This window comes from Halorubrum amylolyticum, assembly GCF_004114995.1.
GTDB lineage: Archaea > Halobacteriota > Halobacteria > Halobacteriales > Haloferacaceae > Halorubrum > Halorubrum amylolyticum.
The window spans coordinates 92,798-110,295 of the sequence record NZ_SDJP01000002.1; the positions used below are offsets into that span (position 1 = coordinate 92,798).

A 17,498-nucleotide genomic window follows, 5' to 3' on the forward strand; every position below is an offset into this window, starting at 1 on the left:
TGGCACGCCGTCGTCTGACGGGGTTTTTAAGCGAGGCCGCCCGAACGGCGTCCGTGAGCGTCGTCGTCGCGGTGAAACCCTCCGCCCGAAAGCGCAACGCGAAGGTGGGGCGGCTCGTCTTCGAGGACGGCTCCCGCCACGCGTTCGAGAGCCGCGCGGCCGCCGAGCGCTGGGCCGACGACCTCTCGACGGGAGACGGCCACGTCTGGGTCGCGAGCGCGCATCCCCGCGACGGCGACGACGCAGACCTCTATCTGGTCTCGCGGGCGACCAACGCGAAGCTCGAGGCCGCCTACGACAAGCGTCGGCGGCGGCTCCGCGGCGACGCCGCACCCGAACAGGAGTCGCTGGGCGGGGAGCCGTAACGCTCGGCGGCCGGCTACTGCTCTTCGACGATGTCGCCGCGGAACCCCTCCACGCCCTCCACGGCCTCCAGCACCGCCTTTCGGTCCGCGTCGTCGACGTCGGACTCCCTGAGGGCGTCGTCGAGATGGGTCGCGATCGCGTCGAACTCCGCGTCGGTAATCCCTAGTTCCTCGTGGGCCGTCTCCATGTCGTCGCCCTCGTACTCTATCGGGCCACCGGCGACCGCGCTCAGGAACGTCGTCTGGTGGGTTCGCTGCGCCGCCATATCCACGTCGTCGAAGTGGTGGGCCACCCGCTCGTCATCGAGGACGCAATCGTAGAACTCGTCGACGACCGCACCGACCGCCTGCTCGCCGCCGAGGCGGTCGTACAGCGTCGCATCGGACATACGATCCGGTCACGACCGCGACGTATGGATTTTCTGCCGACGGGTCGAGTTCAGCGCGACTCACGTTCGGGTCCGACGGCTACCCGTCGAGCGTTCGAAAGAAGCGCCGAGGCGGAGATTTGAACTCCGGTGTCCGAATGGACAGTAGATTTCGAATCTACCGCCTTGGCCAGGCTAGGCTACCTCGGCTCACTCTTCGGTTGGCCGGTTCCGCTGTTATGCGTTTCGATCGTCGACGGCGACGGTGGGATCGTGGCGGCTTCGTGGGGTGACCGTCCCGGTCGTTCGGCGGCGGCCGGCCGACAACGCTTTTCGGGAGGGATCGCGTGGTACCGGTATGGACGTCCCCGAAGCGGCCGACGCCTGCGTCCGCGTCGTCGACGAGGTCGGCGGCGCGGTCGTGGCCGACCGCGAGTTCCTCAACCGCGTCACGCTCGGCATCCTCGCCCGCGGTCACGTCCTCTTAGAGGACGTGCCCGGCACCGGAAAGACACTCTCCGCGCGCTCGTTCGCGGCCGCGCTCGGCTTGGAGTTCTCGCGGGTCCAGTTCACGCCCGACCTCCTCCCGAGCGACGTGACCGGGACCAACGTGTTCGACGAGCGCGACGGCTCCTTCTCCTTTTCACCGGGACCGATCTTCGCGAACGTCGTGCTCGCCGACGAGATCAACCGCGCGCCCCCGAAGACGCAGGCCGCCCTGCTGGAGGCGATGGAGGAGGGACAGGTGACCGTCGACGGTGAAACCCACGACCTCCCGAACCCCTTCTACGTCATCGCGACGCAGAACCCGGTCGAGAGCGAGGGCGCGTTCCCGCTCCCGGAGGCCCAACTCGACCGGTTCGCCATCAAGACCTCGATCGGCTACCCCGACGACGAGGGGGAGGTCGAACTGCTCCGCCGGCGGGCGGGCCGCGTCGCGCAGGCGCCGACGGTCGAGCGCGTGCTCGACCCGGACGCCGTCTCGGACCTCCGTGAGGTCCCGGAGGCGGTCCGCGTCGACGACGACGTGCTGGGGTACATGGCGTCGGTCGCCCGCGCGACTCGGGAGGACCGACGCGTCGATGTCGGGGTCTCTCCCCGCGGCACCCAGCGGCTCTTCGAGACGGCGCGGGCCGCCGCGGTCGTCGCAGACCGGGAGTTCGTCACGCCCGACGACGTGAAACGCGTCGCGGAGCCGGCGCTCGCGCACCGGCTCGTGTTGACCCCGGACGCCGCCGTCAACGACGCCGACAAGCGCGACGTGATCGCCGACGTGCTCGACCGGATCGCGGTGCCGACGGTGGACGCGGCGGAGGCGTGATTCGCCGAGCAACCGGACTACTCCGCGTCCCGCTCCGCCAGCAGCCCGGTCGCCGTGAGCAGCGACTCCAGTTCGACGTCGTGTTCGGCCAACAGCTCCGTCGCACCTTCCTCGCGGTCGACGACGACGAGCACGCGGTTCACCGTCGCGCCCGCCTCGCGGAGCGCCTCGACGGCGTCGACCGCTGACTGCCCGGTCGTGGCGATGTCCTCCAACACGACGACCTCCTCGCCCTCGTCGAGCCGGCCCTCGATGCGGTTGCCCGTGCCGTACTCCTTCGCCTGCTTGCGCGCGATGACGTACGGGCGGCCCATCTCGGCGGCCGTCACGGCCACGAGCGGGACCGCGCCCAGCGCGACGCCCGCGAGCTTCGCGTCCGTGCCGGCGAGGCGGTCGGCGAACGCCTCGCTCACGAGCCGGAGCGCGTCCGGGTCGGTCTCGAAGAGGTACTTGTCGACGTAGTAGTCGCTCGTCCCGCCGTGCGAGAGCTCGAACTCGCCAAATTTGACGGCGTCGGCCGCCCGCAGCGCGGCGATCAGCTCGCTCCGTCGCTCGTCGTCGGTCATACCGAGATAGGGCGCGTCGGCGACCATAAACGGGTCGGAACGCGAGCGGGAGCAGGCCGCCGTCGGCGCGGGTCCCGGAGATCCAGCGCCGACGCTGCTTCGCCATCGCGTGCAGCGACGGCGGCGCCTGGTTGCGGAACCGCACGTCGAGCACGGCGAAGGAGACGCCCATCTGGTCGGCGGCTCGCCAGATGAAGTTCGTGTCCTCGGTGATCGTCGCCGTGTCCCATGTGATCGCGTCCTTGAGTGAGTGGCGGACCGCGACGCTGCCGCCCCACGCGTAGAGGGGATACCCGAGCCGGTGGAACGCGAACTGTTCGTACTGGTAGCCGACTCGGAACACCTCGCTGAGGTACGCGATCCGCGAGCCGGTGTACAGCGACTTCTCCGTGAACTGCACCACGTCGGCGTCCGGAAGTCCCTCGAACCCCGCCATGATCGTGTCCTCGTCGAGGTAGAGTACGTACTCGCGGTGACAGGGGACGTTGCGCCGCGCCCACTCGACCGTCCGCCCCCTGTTCGTCGCCTCGCACTCGAACGCGTCGGGCACGACGTTGACCGAGGCCCCGTCTATCTCCATCGGCGCTTCCGCGATCACGCGCACGTCGTCGAGCCCGTCCGGCACCGAATCCACCGTCGCCTGCACCACGGCCTCCGAATCGATGGTGAGTATCCGGACCTGGACCTCGTCGTACCCCCACTCCACGTCCTCGGGGTCGACACGCCCGTCCCGAGCGAGCACCGCCGCCTCGAACAGCCACCACAGCGCCGAGAACCCGTACAGCACCAACGCGATCCACGGCGCGGCGACGACGGCAGCCGAGGTGGGATCGCTCGTGGCGAACTCGATCACGACCCGTTCGTGTTTCGAAATCGATATGAAAATCCCGACCCGTCGCGGCGTCGATTCAGTCCGCGATCGCTTCGGACTCCCCGGTCATCGCTGCCGGGTCCTTCACCCACAGGTCACCGAACAGGTCGTTCTGCTGGAGCCTGACCGAGCCGCGGTGGGCCATGAACAGCAGCGCGAGGTACGTCATGAAGGGCCGTCCGCCGGCGGTCTCGATCTCGGCGAACAGCACCTCCGTGCGCCCGCGGTCGAAGTGGGTCCGGAGGGCGTTGTCGATCTCCACGATCACCTCCTCGATGTCCTCGTCGTGGGTTCGGTCGGTCGCCTCGCTCGCGGTCGGCTCGCCGTCGCGCCGGAACTCGTCGCCGGCGTGGTAGTCGAGCGTCTGGGTGCCGCGGGCGTGGCCGTGCGGCGACTCCGAGGTGTCGTACTCGCGGGAATCCTTCCACCACGAGCCGCGCTCGGCCTCGCGGAGCTCCCGGACCAGCTCGTCGAGCGTCTCCGGCGAGCCCCGGGTGTTCTTCCGGTCGAGCCGGCGGTCCATCTCGGCCTCCAGCTCGTCGATCGGGTCGAAGTCGCCGTCGGCGGGGTCGGGCGCGCCGCCCTCCATCGCGACCTCCCACGGCTCCGGCTCGGGCTCCTCGTCGTCGTCGTCGTCGGCCAACATCCCGTCGCTTTTCATCCGGAGCAGGACGCTGGCGTAGAACAGCGCGCGCCCGGTCGTCCGGAGGTCCGTCTCGTCGAGCTTCTCCAAGAACGCGTCGGTCACCTGCACGATGTCGATGTCCCACGGCTCGATCTCTCCCTCCTCGGCGAGTTGGACGAGGAGCTCGACGGGTTCGACCTTCTCGTCTTCTCCGGGCACCTCGTCGCCCTCGCCGTCCCTAGCGCTCCGACCCGCGTCGCTCGCGGTCGGCTCGTCCGCTCCGGGCGTCTCCGGAAGCGACCCGTCCCGCGGCCCGCTGTCGCGCTCGCTCGTCAGGTCGAGATTCGGGACGCCCCCTGCAGACTCCGGCGGCTCAGTCATCCGCGGTCACCTCCTCGTCGCCGTCCCCGTCGTCGCCGAACTGCATCCCCGTCACCGCCGAGAGGTTGTCGCCCTGCATCGTGACGCCGATGGCGCGGTCGGAGCGCTCCAGCAGCGCCGAGCGGTGGCCGACGACGACGAACTGGGCCTCCTCGGCCAGCTCCTCGATCATCTCGCCGACGCGCTCGGCGTTGACCGCGTCGAGGAACGCGTCGATCTCGTCGAGCGCGTAGAACGGCGCGGGGTTGTGCCGCTGGATCGCGAAGATAAAGGAGAGCGCGGTCAGCGACTTCTCCCCGCCGCTCATCGCGTCGAGCCGCTGGACCGGCTTGTCGGCGGGCTGGGCCTTCATCGTCAGCCCCTCCTCGAAGGGCTCTTCGGGGTCCTCCAAGAGGAGCTCGCCGCTGCCGGCCGAGAGACGCGCGAAGATCTCCTCGAAGTGGTCGTTGATCGACTCGAACGTCTCCATGAACGTCCGCTTCTTCTCGGCCTCGTACCCCTCGATGCGCTCCTCGATCGCGTCGCGCTCCTCGACGAGCACGTCGCGGCGCTCCTGGAGCGTGTCCAGCGCCTCCTCGACCTCGTCGTACTCGTCGATCGCGAGCATGTTGACGGGTTCGAGCGCCTCCATTTCGGCCTCCAGCTCCTCGATCCGCGACTCCACCTCGTCGAGGTCGGGGATCTCGTCGGCGTCGTACTCGCCGACCTGCGACTCCAGCTCGTCGATCTCCCACGCCAGCCGGTCGCGGCGGTCGGTGAGGTCCTCTAGGTCGGACTCCGCCTCCGAGACGAGCGAGCGCTGCTCGTCGCGCTCGCGGGTCGCCTCGGCGATCTCATCACGGAGGTCCTCGCGGTCGGCCTTCAGCTCCGTCAGCTCCGCTTCGAGCTCCGCGATCGCCTCGCGTTTCGCCGCCAGCGTCTCCTCTCTCTCGTCGATCTCGGCCTCGTGCTCGGCGATCGCCTCCTCGGCCTCGGCCTTCCGGTTCTGCGCCGTCTCGACGGTGTCGTGGAGGTCGTCGACCGCGTCCTCGGCGTACCCCTTCTCCAGTTCGAGCTCGTTTTGCCGCCCGTCGAGCGACCCCATCCGGTCTTCGAGGTCCGATATCTCCCCGCGGATCTCGTCGGCGCGCTCCGAGAGCTCCGGGATCTTCGAGTCGGCCAGCTCCGCCTCGATATCGTCGATCTCGGCGTCCAGCTCGTCGATCTCCGCGTTCAGCCCGTCGATCTCAGCGTCGAGCTCGCTCATCTCCGCGTCGACCGACTCGCGTTCCGCCTCGAGCTCTTCGAGTTCGGTCTCCAGCTCGCCGATGCGCTCTTCGGCGTCCGCCAACTCGTCTTCGGCGCGCTCGACGTCGGCCTCCAGCGACCGGACGCGCTCGGCCGCGTCGGCCTTCCGGTCACGGGCGTCGTCGATGTCGGCTTCCAGCTCGTCGATCTCGGCCTGTAGCGCCTGCCGCTCGTCCTCCAGATCCGAGATCTCGGTCGCGAGCCGTTCGAGCTTCCCGCCGCCGGACTTCGTGAACGCGTACCGGGAGCCGCCGCCCGACCCGCCGGTCATCGCGCCGGACTTCTCGACGAGGTCGCCGTCGAGCGTCACCATCCGGTAGTCGCCCATCAGGTCGCGGGCGGTGTCCATGTCCTCGACGACCAGCGTGGAGCCGAGCACGTACGAGAAGATCGACTCGTACTCGCTGCCGTACTCGACGAGATTGCGCGCGAAGTCGACGACGCCCGGCACCGAGGGCTTCCGCGGGAGACTCCGGTCGTCCATCTCCGTGATCGGGAGGAACGTCGCCCGACCCGCGTTTCGCCGCTTGAGGTAGTCGATGCACGTCGAACCCACGCCGTCGTCGTCGACGACGACGTTGGCGAGCCGCCCGCCGGCAGCCGTCTCACACGCCTCGGCGTACTCGGCCTCGACGGAGCCGAGCTCGCCGACCGCGCCGTGGACGCCGTCGATCCCGCCGTTCTTCACCTCGGTCACCGCGCGGGGCCACGAGGCGTCGCCGCGCTCGTCGGCGGCGGCCTCCAGCTTCGCGTACTCGTTCTGCTTCTCGCGGAGATTCTCCTCGATCGCCTCCAGCCGTTCGCTCTTCTCGGCCTTCTCCGCGAACAGGTCGGCGACCGCGTCCTCGATCGTCTCCTCGTTCTTCCGGGCCTTGTCGAGCTCGCTGTGTAGCTCGGAGATTCGCGCTTTGTGCTCGGGGAGCGACTCGCGGGCCTCCTCCAAGTCGGTCCGCGCCTCGCTCACCGCGTTCGAGCGCCGGCGGGCCTCGTCGAGCAGGCGGTCCTTCTCGCGTTGCAGCTCGTTTTTCTCCTCGCGCAGCGACTCGATCGACTCCTTCTTCTCCGAAAGCTCGGCCTTCAGCTCGTCGAACTCGGTGTCGGCGCCCTCGATCTCGGCCTCCACGTCGGCGAGCTCGGAGCGCTTCGTGGCGATCTCCGATTTCACCGAGGCCTTCTCGACTTTCACCTCGCGGATCTCGGATTTGAGCTCCTCGATCGTCTCCTCCTTGCGGTCGATTTGGACGAACGCGTCGCGGCGCTCGGTCTCGGCCTCCGCGGCGCGCTCCTCGGCGGCCTCGATCCTGTCCTCCAGCCGCGAGATCTCGCCTTTCACCTCCTCGATCTCCGAGCGGATCTCGATCTGCTCGTCCTCGCCTTTGGTCTCGATCTCGTGATTGAGGTCGGCCAGGTCCTCCTCCAGCCGCGTGAGCCTCCCCTGTCTCGCGTCGAGCTCAGCGCGGAGATCCTCGAGCTCGGCCTCGGCGTCGTCGATATCGTCTTCGACGCCCGCGAGCGTCTCGCGCTTCTCCTCCAGCTCGGAGGCCTTGAGGAAGCCGCGGTACTCCTCGAGCTCGTCGCGGTACTCCTGATACTGGAGGGCGGTCTCGCGCTCGTCGGCCAGCTGATCGAGCCGGTCCCGCTTCTCGCCGATCCGGAGGTCGGCCTCCTCGATCCGGTCCTCGACGGTCTCTAACTCCTCGTAGGCGGCCTCCTTCTTCTCGTCGAACTCGGCGACGCCCGCGATCTCGTCGATGATCCCCCGGCGCTGGTAGGGGGTCATGTTGATGATCTCGGTCACGTCGCCCTGCATCACGACGTTGTACCCCTCCGGCGTGACGCCGGCGGCCGCGAGCAGATCCTGCACGTCGGAGAGGTTCACCGACCGCCCGTTGAGGTAGTAGTACGAGTAGTAGTTGTCCTCGGTCTCCTTGACGCGCCGCTTGATCGTGATCTCGGAGACGTCGCCGACGTTCTCCGTGCCGGCGGCGGAGACGACCTGCGAGCGGTCGAGGGTGCCGTCCTCGTTGGACAACACCACCGTCACCGACGCCTCGTTCGGGCCGTCAGATCCCTCGCCGCCGTCGTGACCGGGGTTGTAGATCAGGTCCGTGAGCTTCTTCGCTCTGATCCCGCGAGTGCGGGCCAGCCCGAGCGCGAAGAGGACCCCGTCGATGATGTTCGACTTGCCGGAGCCGTTCGGCCCGGTGACGACCGTGAAGTCGTCGTAAAAGGGAATCCTCGTCGTGCGTCCGAAGCTCTTGAACCCGTCTAAGACCACTTCTGTGATGTGCATGTGCGCGGGAGGGTGAGCGGCGGGTTACGCGACGATGATGTCGCTGTCGGACTCCTCGTCGCCCTCTCCGTCGGCGTCCGACCCCTCGGCCTCGGCGGCCTCGGCGTCGGGCGTCGTCGCCTCCTGCTCGGGGACGATCACGTCCCCGCCGTCCTCGGTCGCGTCCGCGTCCCCGTCCGCCGCCTCGGCGCCCTCGCCGGCCGCGGGGCCGTCGTCGGTCCGCTCGACGACCTCGACGTGGTCGTCGGAGTGGGTCCGGCGCTCGCCGCCGGTCGCCTCGGGCTCCTCGGCGGCCGCCTCCGCCGACTCCGCCGACTCCGCTTCCTCTTGTACCTTCGCCGACCCGGCGGCGTCGGCCGCGACGGATACCTCTTGGGCGTCTTCCACCTGTCGGACGCGCTCTTTCATCTCGACGAGCTCCTCGGTGAGCCCGTTGACCGCCGCCTGTAGCTCCGCGACCTGTCGTTCGAGGTCCTCCACGCGGTTACTCATTATACACACGTATGCCCACGCGGGCCGTATAAATCTGCGTCAGACATGTGTGTGCGTGTCACACGGTATCCGGAGGTCATCGGGGACAAACGCTTCACAAAACTGATGAGTGTCTGTCGATCGTCGGACACGAGGAGAAGATACTTGTAGTGGGGGTTGATACCGGTCCGGTATGAGCAAGATCACCTTCCGGGCCGACGACGACCTCGTCGAGCGGCTGGAAGCGTGTGACGCCTCCAAAAGCGAGGTGATGCGGAATGCCCTCCGGACCCACCTCGACGGCGCGCTCGACGACGACGGAGCCGGCGGCGACGCGGCGGCGTCGAACGCGACCGTCGACGACGCGCTGGCCGATCGGATCGACGACCTCATCGCCGATCGGATCGACGCCGCGTTGGACGAGCGACTCGGCGACCGCCCGGCGTCCTCGGCGGCGCCACCGGCGGCGCAAACGCCCGGAAACGCCGGCGAGATCAACGTAAACGTCACGCTCGACGCACCGGGCGTCGACGAGGACGACGTGAGTGTGACGCGTGAGACGACGGCGGACGCCGACGCGCAGACGCGTAAGACGCCCGCCGATCCGGACGTGCAAACGCGCGAAAACGCCTGTGGCGGATGCGGAGAAAACGTCCCGTCTGACCACGTTTACTGCCCGAACTGCGGCGAAAAGCAGTCCCACCGAGCGTTCTGCGAGTGCGGCGACGAGCTCCGGACCGATTGGGCGTTCTGTCCCGGTTGCGGACGCCGGACCCCCGCTGCCGACGTACTACAGGACCCTTGATTGGCGTTTATGTCGCGTATACGCCGATGTTGCGGCGTTTTCACGTATTGTCTTACACCCGCCGGTAGATTTATAACGGTGGCCTCGGTGAATTCAACTGCGTAAGACGGCCGTCTTACAGCGGCCGTCCGAGTCGGGGTGACCCCTCGTTCTCGGGCGATCCGTCGCTGTAAGACACACGCGCCGTGTGATCGCCGTCTTACCGGGGGAATACCAATGGAGCGTGTGACACTACGAATCCCGAAACAGCAGATCGACGAGGTGGAACAGATGGTCGAGACGGGCGAGTTCCCGAACCGGAGCGAGGCGATCCGGTCGGCCGTTCGCGACATGCTGAACGAACAGGACGGCGAGCGCGACGAGCGCGGCCGCAACCGCAACTGGGCGAAGGTGTAAACCGATGCAGGATCTCGTTCAGGACGCCCTCGACAACGCGGAAGCGGAGAAGCGCGACATGGACTCCGTCGACATGGACGACGACGAGTTCGGGGACCCCCGAATCGTCATCGTCGGTGCCGGCGGCGCCGGCAACAACACGGTCAACCGGCTGTACAACATCGGCGTCGACGGCGCCGACACCGTCGCGATCAACACGGACAAACAACACCTCAAGATGGTCGAGGCCGACACCAAGATCCTCGTGGGCAAGTCGCTCACGCAGGGGCTCGGCGCCGGCGGCGACCCCAAGATGGGCGAGCGGGCGACCGAGATGGCCCAGGGGACGATCAAGGAGGTGCTCGGCGACGCCGACCTCGTCTTCGTCACCGCCGGGATGGGCGGCGGCACCGGCACCGGCGCGGCGCCGGTCGTCTCGAAGATCGCCAAAGATCAGGGCGCCATCGTCGTCGGAATGGTTTCGACGCCGTTCAACGTCGAGCGCGCCCGAACGGTGAAAGCTGAGGAGGGGCTCGAAACCCTCCGCAACGAGGCCGACTCGATCATCGTTCTCGACAACAACCGACTGCTCGACTACGTCCCGAACCTGCCGATCGGGAAGGCGTTCTCCGTGATGGATCAGATCATCGCGGAGACGGTCAAGGGGATCTCCGAGACGATCACCCAGCCGAGCCTCATCAACCTCGACTACGCCGACATGTCCACCATCATGAACCAGGGCGGCGTGGCCGTCATGCTCGTCGGCGAGACCCAGGACAAGAATAAGACCCAAGAGGTGGTCAACGACGCGATGAACCACCCGCTCTTGGACGTCGACTACCGCGGCGCGAGCGGCGGGCTCGTCCACATCACGGGCGGTCCGGACCTCACGCTCAAAGAGGCCGAGGGCATCGCGAACAACATCACCGAGCGGCTGGAGGCGAGCGCCAACGTGATCTGGGGCGCCCGCATCCAGGACGAGTACAAGGGGAAGGTCCGCGTCATGGCGATCATGACCGGCGTCCAGAGCGCGCAGGTGCTCGGCCCCTCGACCCAGAAGCAGGCCGACAAGTCCCGCGCCGCGGTCGACGGCGACGACCTCGGCGACTCGCGTTCGCGCGCGGCCGAGACGAACGGTACCGCCGGCAACGCGGCGGTCTCGGGCGGCACCGACCAAGGCGCGTGGGAGTCAGACGGCGGCAGCGAGCCGACCGAGAAGAACAACGGCCTCGACGTCATCCGCTGACGCCGGACTCGACCGGTTCGGTCCCGTCGACCCGGCGTCCCCGCCGTCACCGCATCGATCTGCTGACCGCGGTTTTTTCGCGTCCGACCGACCCGTTCGACCTTCCCGTCCGCCGAGCTACGTCGCCTCGATCGAGTCGAGCAGCCGGCACTTCCGGCAGACGTCGCGGCTCGTCTTCGACCCGCAACGCTCGCACTCGCCGAGGTCGGGCGAGTCGTTGGCGGCATCGCCGCCCTCGCGGTACGTCTCGGCGGCGAGCGCGGACAGCTCCTCGTAGCCGGCCATGATCGAGTGGCGGGCGCCGGGGTGGTTCTCCTCTAACTCGTGGATCGTCGACTGGATCTCGCCGCGGTACGCCTCCGAGGAGTGCGGGCACTCCGCCATGTGGGTCGGGAGGTCGCGGACGTGACAGTACAAGGCGATCTCCTTTTCGGGCACGTCCCGCAGCGGCTTGGCGCGCGGGACGAACGCGTCGGTCCCCTCGCGCTCGTCGAAGGGGCCGAGCGAGGCGTCGAAGTGTTTCGCCACCTGTCGCACGTCGCCTTCGAGGAAGTTCATCATCGCCGTCTGGGCCTCGTCGTCGAGGTTGTGGCCGGTGAGCAGCTTGTCGGCGTCGAACTCGGCGGCGTATTCTTCGAGGAGGTCGCGCCGGAACACGCCGCAGTACGCGCAGGCGGCCATGTTTTCCGGGTCGCTCTCGACCACGTCGTCCATCTGTACGTCGAACTCCTCGTCGTAGGAGACGACCTCGTGGCGGAGCGAGAGATCCTCGGCGAGTTCCACGCAGGCGTCGAGGCTCTCGTCGCGGTACCCCTCGATCCCCTCGTGGATCGTCAGGGCCAGCATCTCGACGCGGGGGTCCTTGCCGAACACGTCGTCTAAGATCTGCGTCAGCGCGACGCTGTCTTTCCCGCCCGAGAGGCCGATCACCCATCGGTCGGGGTCGTCCGGCGTCGCGTCCGGATCGAGGAGGGTGTCCTCGCGGATGCGGCGTTTCACGCGCTTCTCGACCGACCGGCGGAGGTGGTCGCCACAGAGGTGCGCCCCGGAGTAGGCGGCGTGGTGGATCGCGTCGTCGCCGCACCTGTCACACTCCATCGGTGTCGGGTTGCGGACGCGCGGGGATACCCGTTTCGGGCCGCGACGAGGACGTACCCGTGTGACCGAATTCGTCCGTATCGAGCGCGGACGTCGTCGAACCCCCAGTCGATCGGCGATACTCGATCGTGGACGAGAACAGCTCCAAAGCCCCAGTCGGTGTCAGTACCCGTCTGAGCATCGACAACCGCCCGCGCGTTGTCGGCGGTTCCGACACGGGTTTGCCCGGGGGGCCGTCTCCCTCGGACGTGACCGACTCTCCGACCGGCGTCGACCGCGACCCCGACCCGCGCCCCCTCCGCGAGGACCCGCCGGCGGAGAGCCTCCGCACCCGGCTGTGGCGCCGCGGGTTCAACCTCCTGCCCGCCTACCGCGGCACCGGCGCCCGGGTCGACCACATCGCGGCGGACTGGCGGTACGTCCGCATCCGGGTCCCGTTCAACTGGCGGACGCGTAACGCGGTCGGCACGACCTTCGGCGGGAGCCTCTACGGCGCGATCGACCCGGTCCACATGACGATGCTCCGCCGGGCGCTCGGCGACGGGTTCACCGTCTGGGACAAGTCGGCCGCGATCGAGTTCCTCGAACCCGGCCGCGACACGCTGTACGCGGAGTTCGAGTTTACTGACGACGATATCGAAACGCTCCGCAAGGAACTGGGTCCGGGCGAGTCGACCGACCGGCGGTACCTCGTCTCGCTGGTCGACGACGGCGGGACGGTCCACGCCGCCTGCGAGAAGACGCTGTACGTCCGCCGCGACGAGTGATCGACGGGGTCGGTGAGTCGAATCGAGAGCCGCTACGCCGTCGCGCCCGCGACGAGGCTCTCCTCGACGGTCTCTACGAACCGGTCGGGGTGTTCGACGTGCGGCAGCAGCTTGGCGCGGTCGAAGACGACGAGGCGGGCGTCGGACGCGTCGGCGAGTTCGCGGCCGTCGGTCAGCGGGCTCACCTCGGCCTCGCGGCCCCAGACGATCGTCGGCGCGGCGTCCATCTCGGCGAACGCCGCCGCGAGGTCGAGGTCGCTGTTGAGATACCCCGAGACGAACGACGCGGGCGCGAACCGCGCGTTCTCGACGTGGCTCGTCCGCCACTCGTAGTCGGTCCACTCGTCGCTGGGGTTCGTCGGATCGTCGTAGCCGTGGTCGGCGTTGAAGTACCGGATCGACGGCTTCGAGGCGAGACCGTTGAACAGCGCGTCGCCGACGAGCGGCGCCCGGATCAGCTCCCGGAGCCACGACTTCGGCGGGCTCGGCCCGGCGACGGTCGTCGGGCAGACCCCGACGAACCCCCGGATGTCGACGCCGTCGGCCGCCGAGCCGTCGGTGTCGATCGCCGCGGCCGCGTACGCCGCCGACAGCGACGAGGCGACGACGGCGGGCCGATCGAACTCGGCGAGGAAGTCGCGGACGAAGCCCTCGTACAGCGCCGCGGAGTAGCGCAGCGGCGGGCGGTCGGAGCGGCCGAACCCCGGCAGGTCGGGAGCGACGACGTGGTGTTCCGCGGCGAGGTCGTCGAACACCTCGCGCCATTCGCCCGCGGAGCCGGCGGCGTTGACGCCGTGGAGGCACACGAGGTCGGGGTCGTCGGGGTCCCCGGCCTCGGTGTACGCCACGTCCATCCCGCGCCAGCGGAACGTCCCGTCGTCGCCGTCGAGCGGCGATTCCAACTCGCCCTCGTACCGGAGGCCGGTGTTGAGGGCGGCGATCGCGCCGACGCCGAGGAGGGCGGTCCCGGCGAGGTTCCTGAGCTTCATGGAAACCTGTTGGTCCGCTGGCGACTTATACCTCGTGGGCTCGCGGGCCTGCCGTCGCCCTCACATCACGTCTCGTCGCGGTCGACGCGCTCCGCGTCGGACTCGACGCATTCTTCGATCGGGTCGACGATCTCCGCGGCGACGCTGTACGGGTCCGTCTCCCGCCGCCGGACCGCGTCGGCGAGCGCGTCGATCCCGCCCCGGCGCTCGATCGCCGCGGTCGCGAGCGCGCCCACGTCGGAGCGGACCAGCGTGCGGATCTCCTCGGCGTAGCGCCGGCGCTTCGTCGACTCGATCGCGCCCGACTCGCGGAGGTGGGTTGCGTGCGCGTCGAACGTCTCGATCAGCTCCGCGACGCCCTCCCCGGTGTTCGCGACGGTTCGGAGAACCTCCGGTGTCCACTCCGCCGCCTCGTCATCGCCCTCCCCGTCCCCGCGGCTTCCGTCTTCTTCCCCGTCGTCCGGGTGGTCCGGAACCTCGAACCCGTGGTGTCCCCCGTCGAGCCCCTTCGTCGGACTCTCGCGGCGGTGGACCATCTCCTCTAACTCGGCGAGGGTTCGCTCTGCGCCGTCCATGTCGGCCTTGTTGACGACGAACACGTCGCCGATCTCCAGAATGCCGGCCTTCAGCGTCTGTACGTCGTCGCCGGAGCCGGGCTGGACGAGCACCGCGACCGTATCGGCGGTGCGGACCACGTCGACCTCGTTCTGGCCGGCGCCGACCGTCTCGATAACCACCACGTCCTTCCCGAAGGCGTCGAGCGCCTTCACGGCGTCCGCGGTCGCCATCGAGAGCCCGCCGAGCTGGCCGCGCGCGCTCATCGACCGGAAGAACACGTCCATGTCGCCGACGTTCGACCCCATCCGGATTCGGTCGCCGAGCACCGCTCCGCCGGTGTACGGCGAGGAGGGGTCGACCGCCACGACGCCGACGGTGTCGCCCCGGTCGCGGTAGGCGGCCGCGAGCTTGTCGACGAGCGTCGACTTCCCGGCGCCGGGCGCCCCGGTGATCCCGATCACGTCCGCGTCGCCGGTGTGCTCGTGGAGCGCGGCGACGATCCCGCGGTGTCCCGGCGATCGGTTCTCGATCCGGGTGATGACGCGCGCGAGCGCCCGGTGGTTCCCGGCGAGCAGGTCCTCGACGAGCGCGGCGTCGCCGTCGCTCAGCTCCGGCGCTCGCGGCGTCGTCGCCCCGTCGCGTTCCGTCTCGCCCATCTACGCTCGCTCCGGGACGTTGTGCCGGATGAACTCGATCGTCTCCTCCATCGGCGTGCCCGGCCCGAACACCTCGGCGACGCCGAGCTCCTTGAGGTCCGCCTCGTCGTCGTCGGGGATGATCCCGCCGACCAACACGAGGGTGTCCTCGAACGCGCCGTACCCCTTGAGCCCCTCGATCACCTTCGGGACGAGCGTGTTGTGCGCCCCCGAGAGGATGGAGATGCCCAGCACGTCCACGTCCTCTTGGACCGCCGCCTGCACGATGTCCTCGGGCGCGCGGTGGAGCCCGGAGTAGACGACCTCGAACCCGGCGTCCCGGAACGCCCGCGCGATGACGTGTGCCCCCCGGTCGTGGCCGTCGAGTCCCACCTTCGCGACCAGACAGCGGATGGCCCGCTCCTCCTGTTCGGCGCTCATGTCCGGTACTGCGTCGCGTATCCGTTTGATTCTAACGGAAGTTCAAGAAGGTTCTCGGCGGCCGGTCGAGCCGCGCCGCTCCCTTCCGGAACCGATGCGTTCAACGCGTCGGCGGCCCTCGTGTGGACCGAGCCACATGGACGCCGACCCCTCACGCGACGTCCCCGACGATCGACTCCCCGCCGGGACGCGGATCGGCCGCGTCGCGCTCCGGGTCGCCGACATCGACGAAATGACCGCGTTCTACCGCGACGTGGTCGGCCTCGCGGTCCTCGACCGCGGCGACGACCGAGCGACCCTCGGCGTCGAGGGGACGCCCCTGCTCGTCTTGGAACGCGACCCCGATCGCCCGGAGCGGGGTCGGACCGACGCCGGCCTCTTTCATGCCGCGTTCCGCGTTCCCTCCCGCGCCGCGCTCGGCGAGGCGCTGGCGCGCGTCCGGAACCGGTGGCGCCTCGACGGCGCCTCGGACCACCTCGTCAGCGAGGCGCTGTATCTCGACGATCCCGAGGGCAACGGCGTGGAGATCTACCGCGACCGCCCCCGCGAGGAGTGGCCGGTCGACGACGACGGAACGGTGCGGATGGCGACCGAACCGCTCGACGTCCGGGGTGTCGCCGGGGCTGCGGGCGATTCTGATCTCACCGAGCGCGCCCCGCCCGACACCGACGTGGGGCACGTCCATCTCGAAGTCACCTCGCTGTCGGCGTTCGAGGCGATATACGTCGAGGGACTCGGCTTCGATGTCGGGATGACCGGGCCGGACGTCCGGTTCGTCGCGGCCGGCGGCTACCACCACCACCTCGGCGCGAACACGTGGCGGGGGCGAACGACCCCTGCGGCGGGCCGCGGGCTCTCGTGGTTCGAGGTCGTGGTTCCCGACGCGGCCGCACTGGAGGCGGCGCGGGAGCGGCTCTCCGCGGTCGCGTCCGACGGCGAGGAAATTGCGGTGGTCGACGGCGAGAGAACCTCGGTGGTCGACGGCGAGAGAACCTCGGTGGTCGACGGCGAGAGAACCTCGGTGGTCGACGGCGGGGAAGTCGCGGTGACCGACGCCGACGGAATCGAGGTCAGGGTTCGGACGGAGTGACGCGGTCGCGGTCGGCGTGCCCTCGGGCTCGTCGGCCGACGCTACGCGCCGGTCACAGATAGTCGCCGAGAAGCGGTTCGACGCGCTCGCGGGTGTTTTCCGGGATCGCCTCGGTGGGCGTGTTGACGGTGCCTTCGAGCGCGGTGTGCACGTCGCACTCGAGATCGTCCGGAAGCGTCCGCACGGCCTCCTCGACGGCGGCCTTGATCGCTTTCTGGTTCCGCTCGGCGTTCTCTAACACCTCTTCGAGCGTCACCTCGCTGTCCTCTTTCCAGACGTCGTAGTCGGTGACGCCGGCGATCGTCGCGTACGCGATCTCGGCCTCGCGGGCGAGCTTCGCCTCCGGGATCGCGGTCATGCCGACCAGGTCCCACCCTTGGCTCTTGTAGAACTCCGACTCCGCGCGCGTCGAGTACTGCGGCCCTTCGATGCAGACGTAGGTGCCGCCCTTCACGACCTTCGTGTCGTCGCCGTCGCCGTCACTCCCCTCGTCGCCGCCCACGGCCGACTCGGCCGCCTCGGTGAGGTGATCGACCAGCTCGGGACTGTACGGGTCCGCGAACGGCTGGTGGACGACCACGCCGTCGCCGTAGAAGGAGAGGTCGCGGTGCTTCGTCCGGTCGTAGATCTGGTCGGGGACGACGAGGGTGCCGGGCTCCAACTCCTCCTTCAGGCTGCCGACCGCGTTCGACGCGAAGACGTGGGTGACGCCCGCCCGCTTCAGCGCGTACATGTTCGCGCGGTACGGGAGATCGGTGGGCGAGACGCCGTGGTTCGAGCCGTGCCGGGGGAGGAACGCGACCTCCGTGCCCGTGTCCGCGAACTCGCCGATCGTGATCGCGTCGCTGGGCTCGCCGTAGGGCGTGTCGTACTCGACCTCGCGCACGTCGTTCAGGGGCAGCGCCTCGTAGATGCCGCTGCCGCCGATGAAGCCGATGGTGCTCAT

The 17,498-nt window shown here is 69.0% G+C and carries 17 protein-coding genes, 1 tRNA gene and 1 pseudogene; 7 read left to right on the plus strand and 12 right to left on the minus strand.

Going from position 1 to position 17,498, the window contains the following annotated elements:
- The first annotated feature begins 53 nt into the window (after positions 1-53).
- Positions 54-365: a hypothetical protein gene (locus ESO89_RS02915; protein ID WP_128904188.1), complete on the plus strand. Its 312-nt coding sequence runs from the start codon at positions 54-56 to the stop codon at positions 363-365.
- Positions 366-379: 14 nt separating this feature from the next.
- On the opposite strand, the gene ESO89_RS02920 is transcribed toward ESO89_RS02915, so the two are convergent.
- Both ESO89_RS02920 and ESO89_RS02925 read right to left on the minus strand, forming a co-directional pair.
- Positions 380-754 carry a group I truncated hemoglobin gene (locus ESO89_RS02920; protein ID WP_128904189.1) on the minus strand — a complete coding sequence of 125 codons (375 nt, stop codon included), beginning with the start codon at positions 752-754 and terminating at the stop codon, positions 380-382.
- Positions 755-858: 104 nt separating this feature from the next.
- Positions 859-943: transfer RNA gene (locus ESO89_RS02925), tRNA-Ser, on the minus strand.
- 148 nt (positions 944-1,091) lie between these two features.
- On the opposite strand from ESO89_RS02925, the gene ESO89_RS02930 reads away from it, so the two are divergent.
- Positions 1,092-2,054 (plus strand): AAA family ATPase, encoded by a 963-nt coding sequence (locus ESO89_RS02930; RefSeq protein WP_128904190.1) that lies wholly within the window; start codon positions 1,092-1,094, stop codon positions 2,052-2,054.
- A gap of 17 nt (positions 2,055-2,071) precedes the next feature.
- Here ESO89_RS02930 and pyrE read toward each other — a convergent pair whose 3' ends face one another.
- The 5 genes and pseudogenes from pyrE to ESO89_RS02955 form a co-directional block, all read right to left on the minus strand.
- Positions 2,072-2,620, minus strand: coding sequence for an orotate phosphoribosyltransferase (gene pyrE / locus ESO89_RS02935; protein WP_206731715.1), 549 nt, complete (start codon positions 2,618-2,620; stop codon positions 2,072-2,074).
- 25 nt (positions 2,621-2,645) lie between these two features.
- A pseudogene (locus tag ESO89_RS02940) lies at positions 2,646-3,473 on the minus strand (glycosyltransferase family 2 protein); the annotation flags it as partial.
- A 55-nt stretch (positions 3,474-3,528) separates the two neighbouring features.
- Complete coding sequence (locus ESO89_RS02945; RefSeq protein ID WP_128904192.1) at positions 3,529-4,497, minus strand: segregation and condensation protein A; 969 nt, start codon at positions 4,495-4,497, stop codon at positions 3,529-3,531.
- Positions 4,490-8,077, minus strand: a complete 3,588-nt coding sequence (gene smc, locus ESO89_RS02950; RefSeq protein WP_128904193.1) for a chromosome segregation protein SMC — start codon at positions 8,075-8,077, stop codon at positions 4,490-4,492. The genes ESO89_RS02945 and smc overlap by 8 nt, the downstream gene beginning before the upstream one ends.
- 24 nt (positions 8,078-8,101) lie before the next feature.
- Positions 8,102-8,569 carry a DUF7518 family protein gene (locus ESO89_RS02955; RefSeq protein ID WP_128904194.1) on the minus strand — a complete coding sequence of 156 codons (468 nt, stop codon included), beginning with the start codon at positions 8,567-8,569 and terminating at the stop codon, positions 8,102-8,104.
- Positions 8,570-8,741: 172 nt separating this feature from the next.
- Here ESO89_RS02955 and ESO89_RS02960 point away from each other — a divergent pair, with 172 nt between their 5' ends.
- The 3 genes from ESO89_RS02960 to ftsZ all read left to right on the plus strand — a co-directional run bounded on the left by ESO89_RS02960 (position 8,742) and on the right by ftsZ (position 10,974).
- The gene (locus ESO89_RS02960; protein WP_128904195.1) at positions 8,742-9,353 is read left to right on the plus strand and encodes a zinc ribbon domain-containing protein; all 612 of its coding nucleotides are present in this window, start codon (positions 8,742-8,744) and stop codon (positions 9,351-9,353) included.
- 216 nt (positions 9,354-9,569) lie between these two features.
- A complete protein-coding gene (locus ESO89_RS02965; protein ID WP_004595187.1) occupies positions 9,570-9,749 on the plus strand; it encodes a ribbon-helix-helix domain-containing protein in 180 nt (59 codons plus the stop codon).
- Positions 9,750-9,753: 4 nt separating this feature from the next.
- On the plus strand, positions 9,754-10,974 hold the full coding sequence (gene ftsZ / locus ESO89_RS02970; protein ID WP_128904196.1) for a cell division protein FtsZ: 1,221 nt from the start codon (positions 9,754-9,756) through the stop codon (positions 10,972-10,974).
- 117 nt (positions 10,975-11,091) lie between these two features.
- Here the strand turns inward: ftsZ and ncsA are convergent, their stop codons facing one another.
- Positions 11,092-12,072 (minus strand): tRNA 2-thiolation protein NcsA, encoded by a 981-nt coding sequence (ncsA, locus tag ESO89_RS02975; RefSeq protein WP_128904197.1) that lies wholly within the window; start codon positions 12,070-12,072, stop codon positions 11,092-11,094.
- A gap of 248 nt (positions 12,073-12,320) precedes the next feature.
- Here ncsA and ESO89_RS02980 point away from each other — a divergent pair, with 248 nt between their 5' ends.
- The gene (locus tag ESO89_RS02980) at positions 12,321-12,839 is read left to right on the plus strand and encodes a DUF4442 domain-containing protein (protein ID WP_128904198.1); all 519 of its coding nucleotides are present in this window, start codon (positions 12,321-12,323) and stop codon (positions 12,837-12,839) included.
- A 32-nt stretch (positions 12,840-12,871) separates the two neighbouring features.
- Here ESO89_RS02980 and ESO89_RS02985 read toward each other — a convergent pair whose 3' ends face one another.
- From ESO89_RS02985 to ESO89_RS02995, 3 genes are all read right to left on the minus strand, one after another.
- Positions 12,872-13,828: an alpha/beta fold hydrolase gene (locus tag ESO89_RS02985; RefSeq protein ID WP_128904199.1), complete on the minus strand. Its 957-nt coding sequence runs from the start codon at positions 13,826-13,828 to the stop codon at positions 12,872-12,874.
- A gap of 65 nt (positions 13,829-13,893) precedes the next feature.
- Positions 13,894-15,042 carry a methylmalonyl Co-A mutase-associated GTPase MeaB gene (gene meaB / locus ESO89_RS02990; RefSeq protein ID WP_128904200.1) on the minus strand — a complete coding sequence of 383 codons (1,149 nt, stop codon included), beginning with the start codon at positions 15,040-15,042 and terminating at the stop codon, positions 13,894-13,896.
- On the minus strand, positions 15,043-15,462 hold the full coding sequence (locus ESO89_RS02995; RefSeq protein WP_128904201.1) for a cobalamin B12-binding domain-containing protein: 420 nt from the start codon (positions 15,460-15,462) through the stop codon (positions 15,043-15,045).
- Between the two features lie 136 nt (positions 15,463-15,598).
- Between ESO89_RS02995 and ESO89_RS03000 the strand changes: the two genes are divergently transcribed.
- On the plus strand, positions 15,599-16,552 hold the full coding sequence (locus ESO89_RS03000) for a VOC family protein (protein ID WP_128904202.1): 954 nt from the start codon (positions 15,599-15,601) through the stop codon (positions 16,550-16,552).
- Positions 16,553-16,604: 52 nt separating this feature from the next.
- Here ESO89_RS03000 and mtnP read toward each other — a convergent pair whose 3' ends face one another.
- Positions 16,605-17,498 carry an S-methyl-5'-thioadenosine phosphorylase gene (gene mtnP / locus ESO89_RS03005; RefSeq protein ID WP_128904203.1) on the minus strand — a complete coding sequence of 298 codons (894 nt, stop codon included), beginning with the start codon at positions 17,496-17,498 and terminating at the stop codon, positions 16,605-16,607.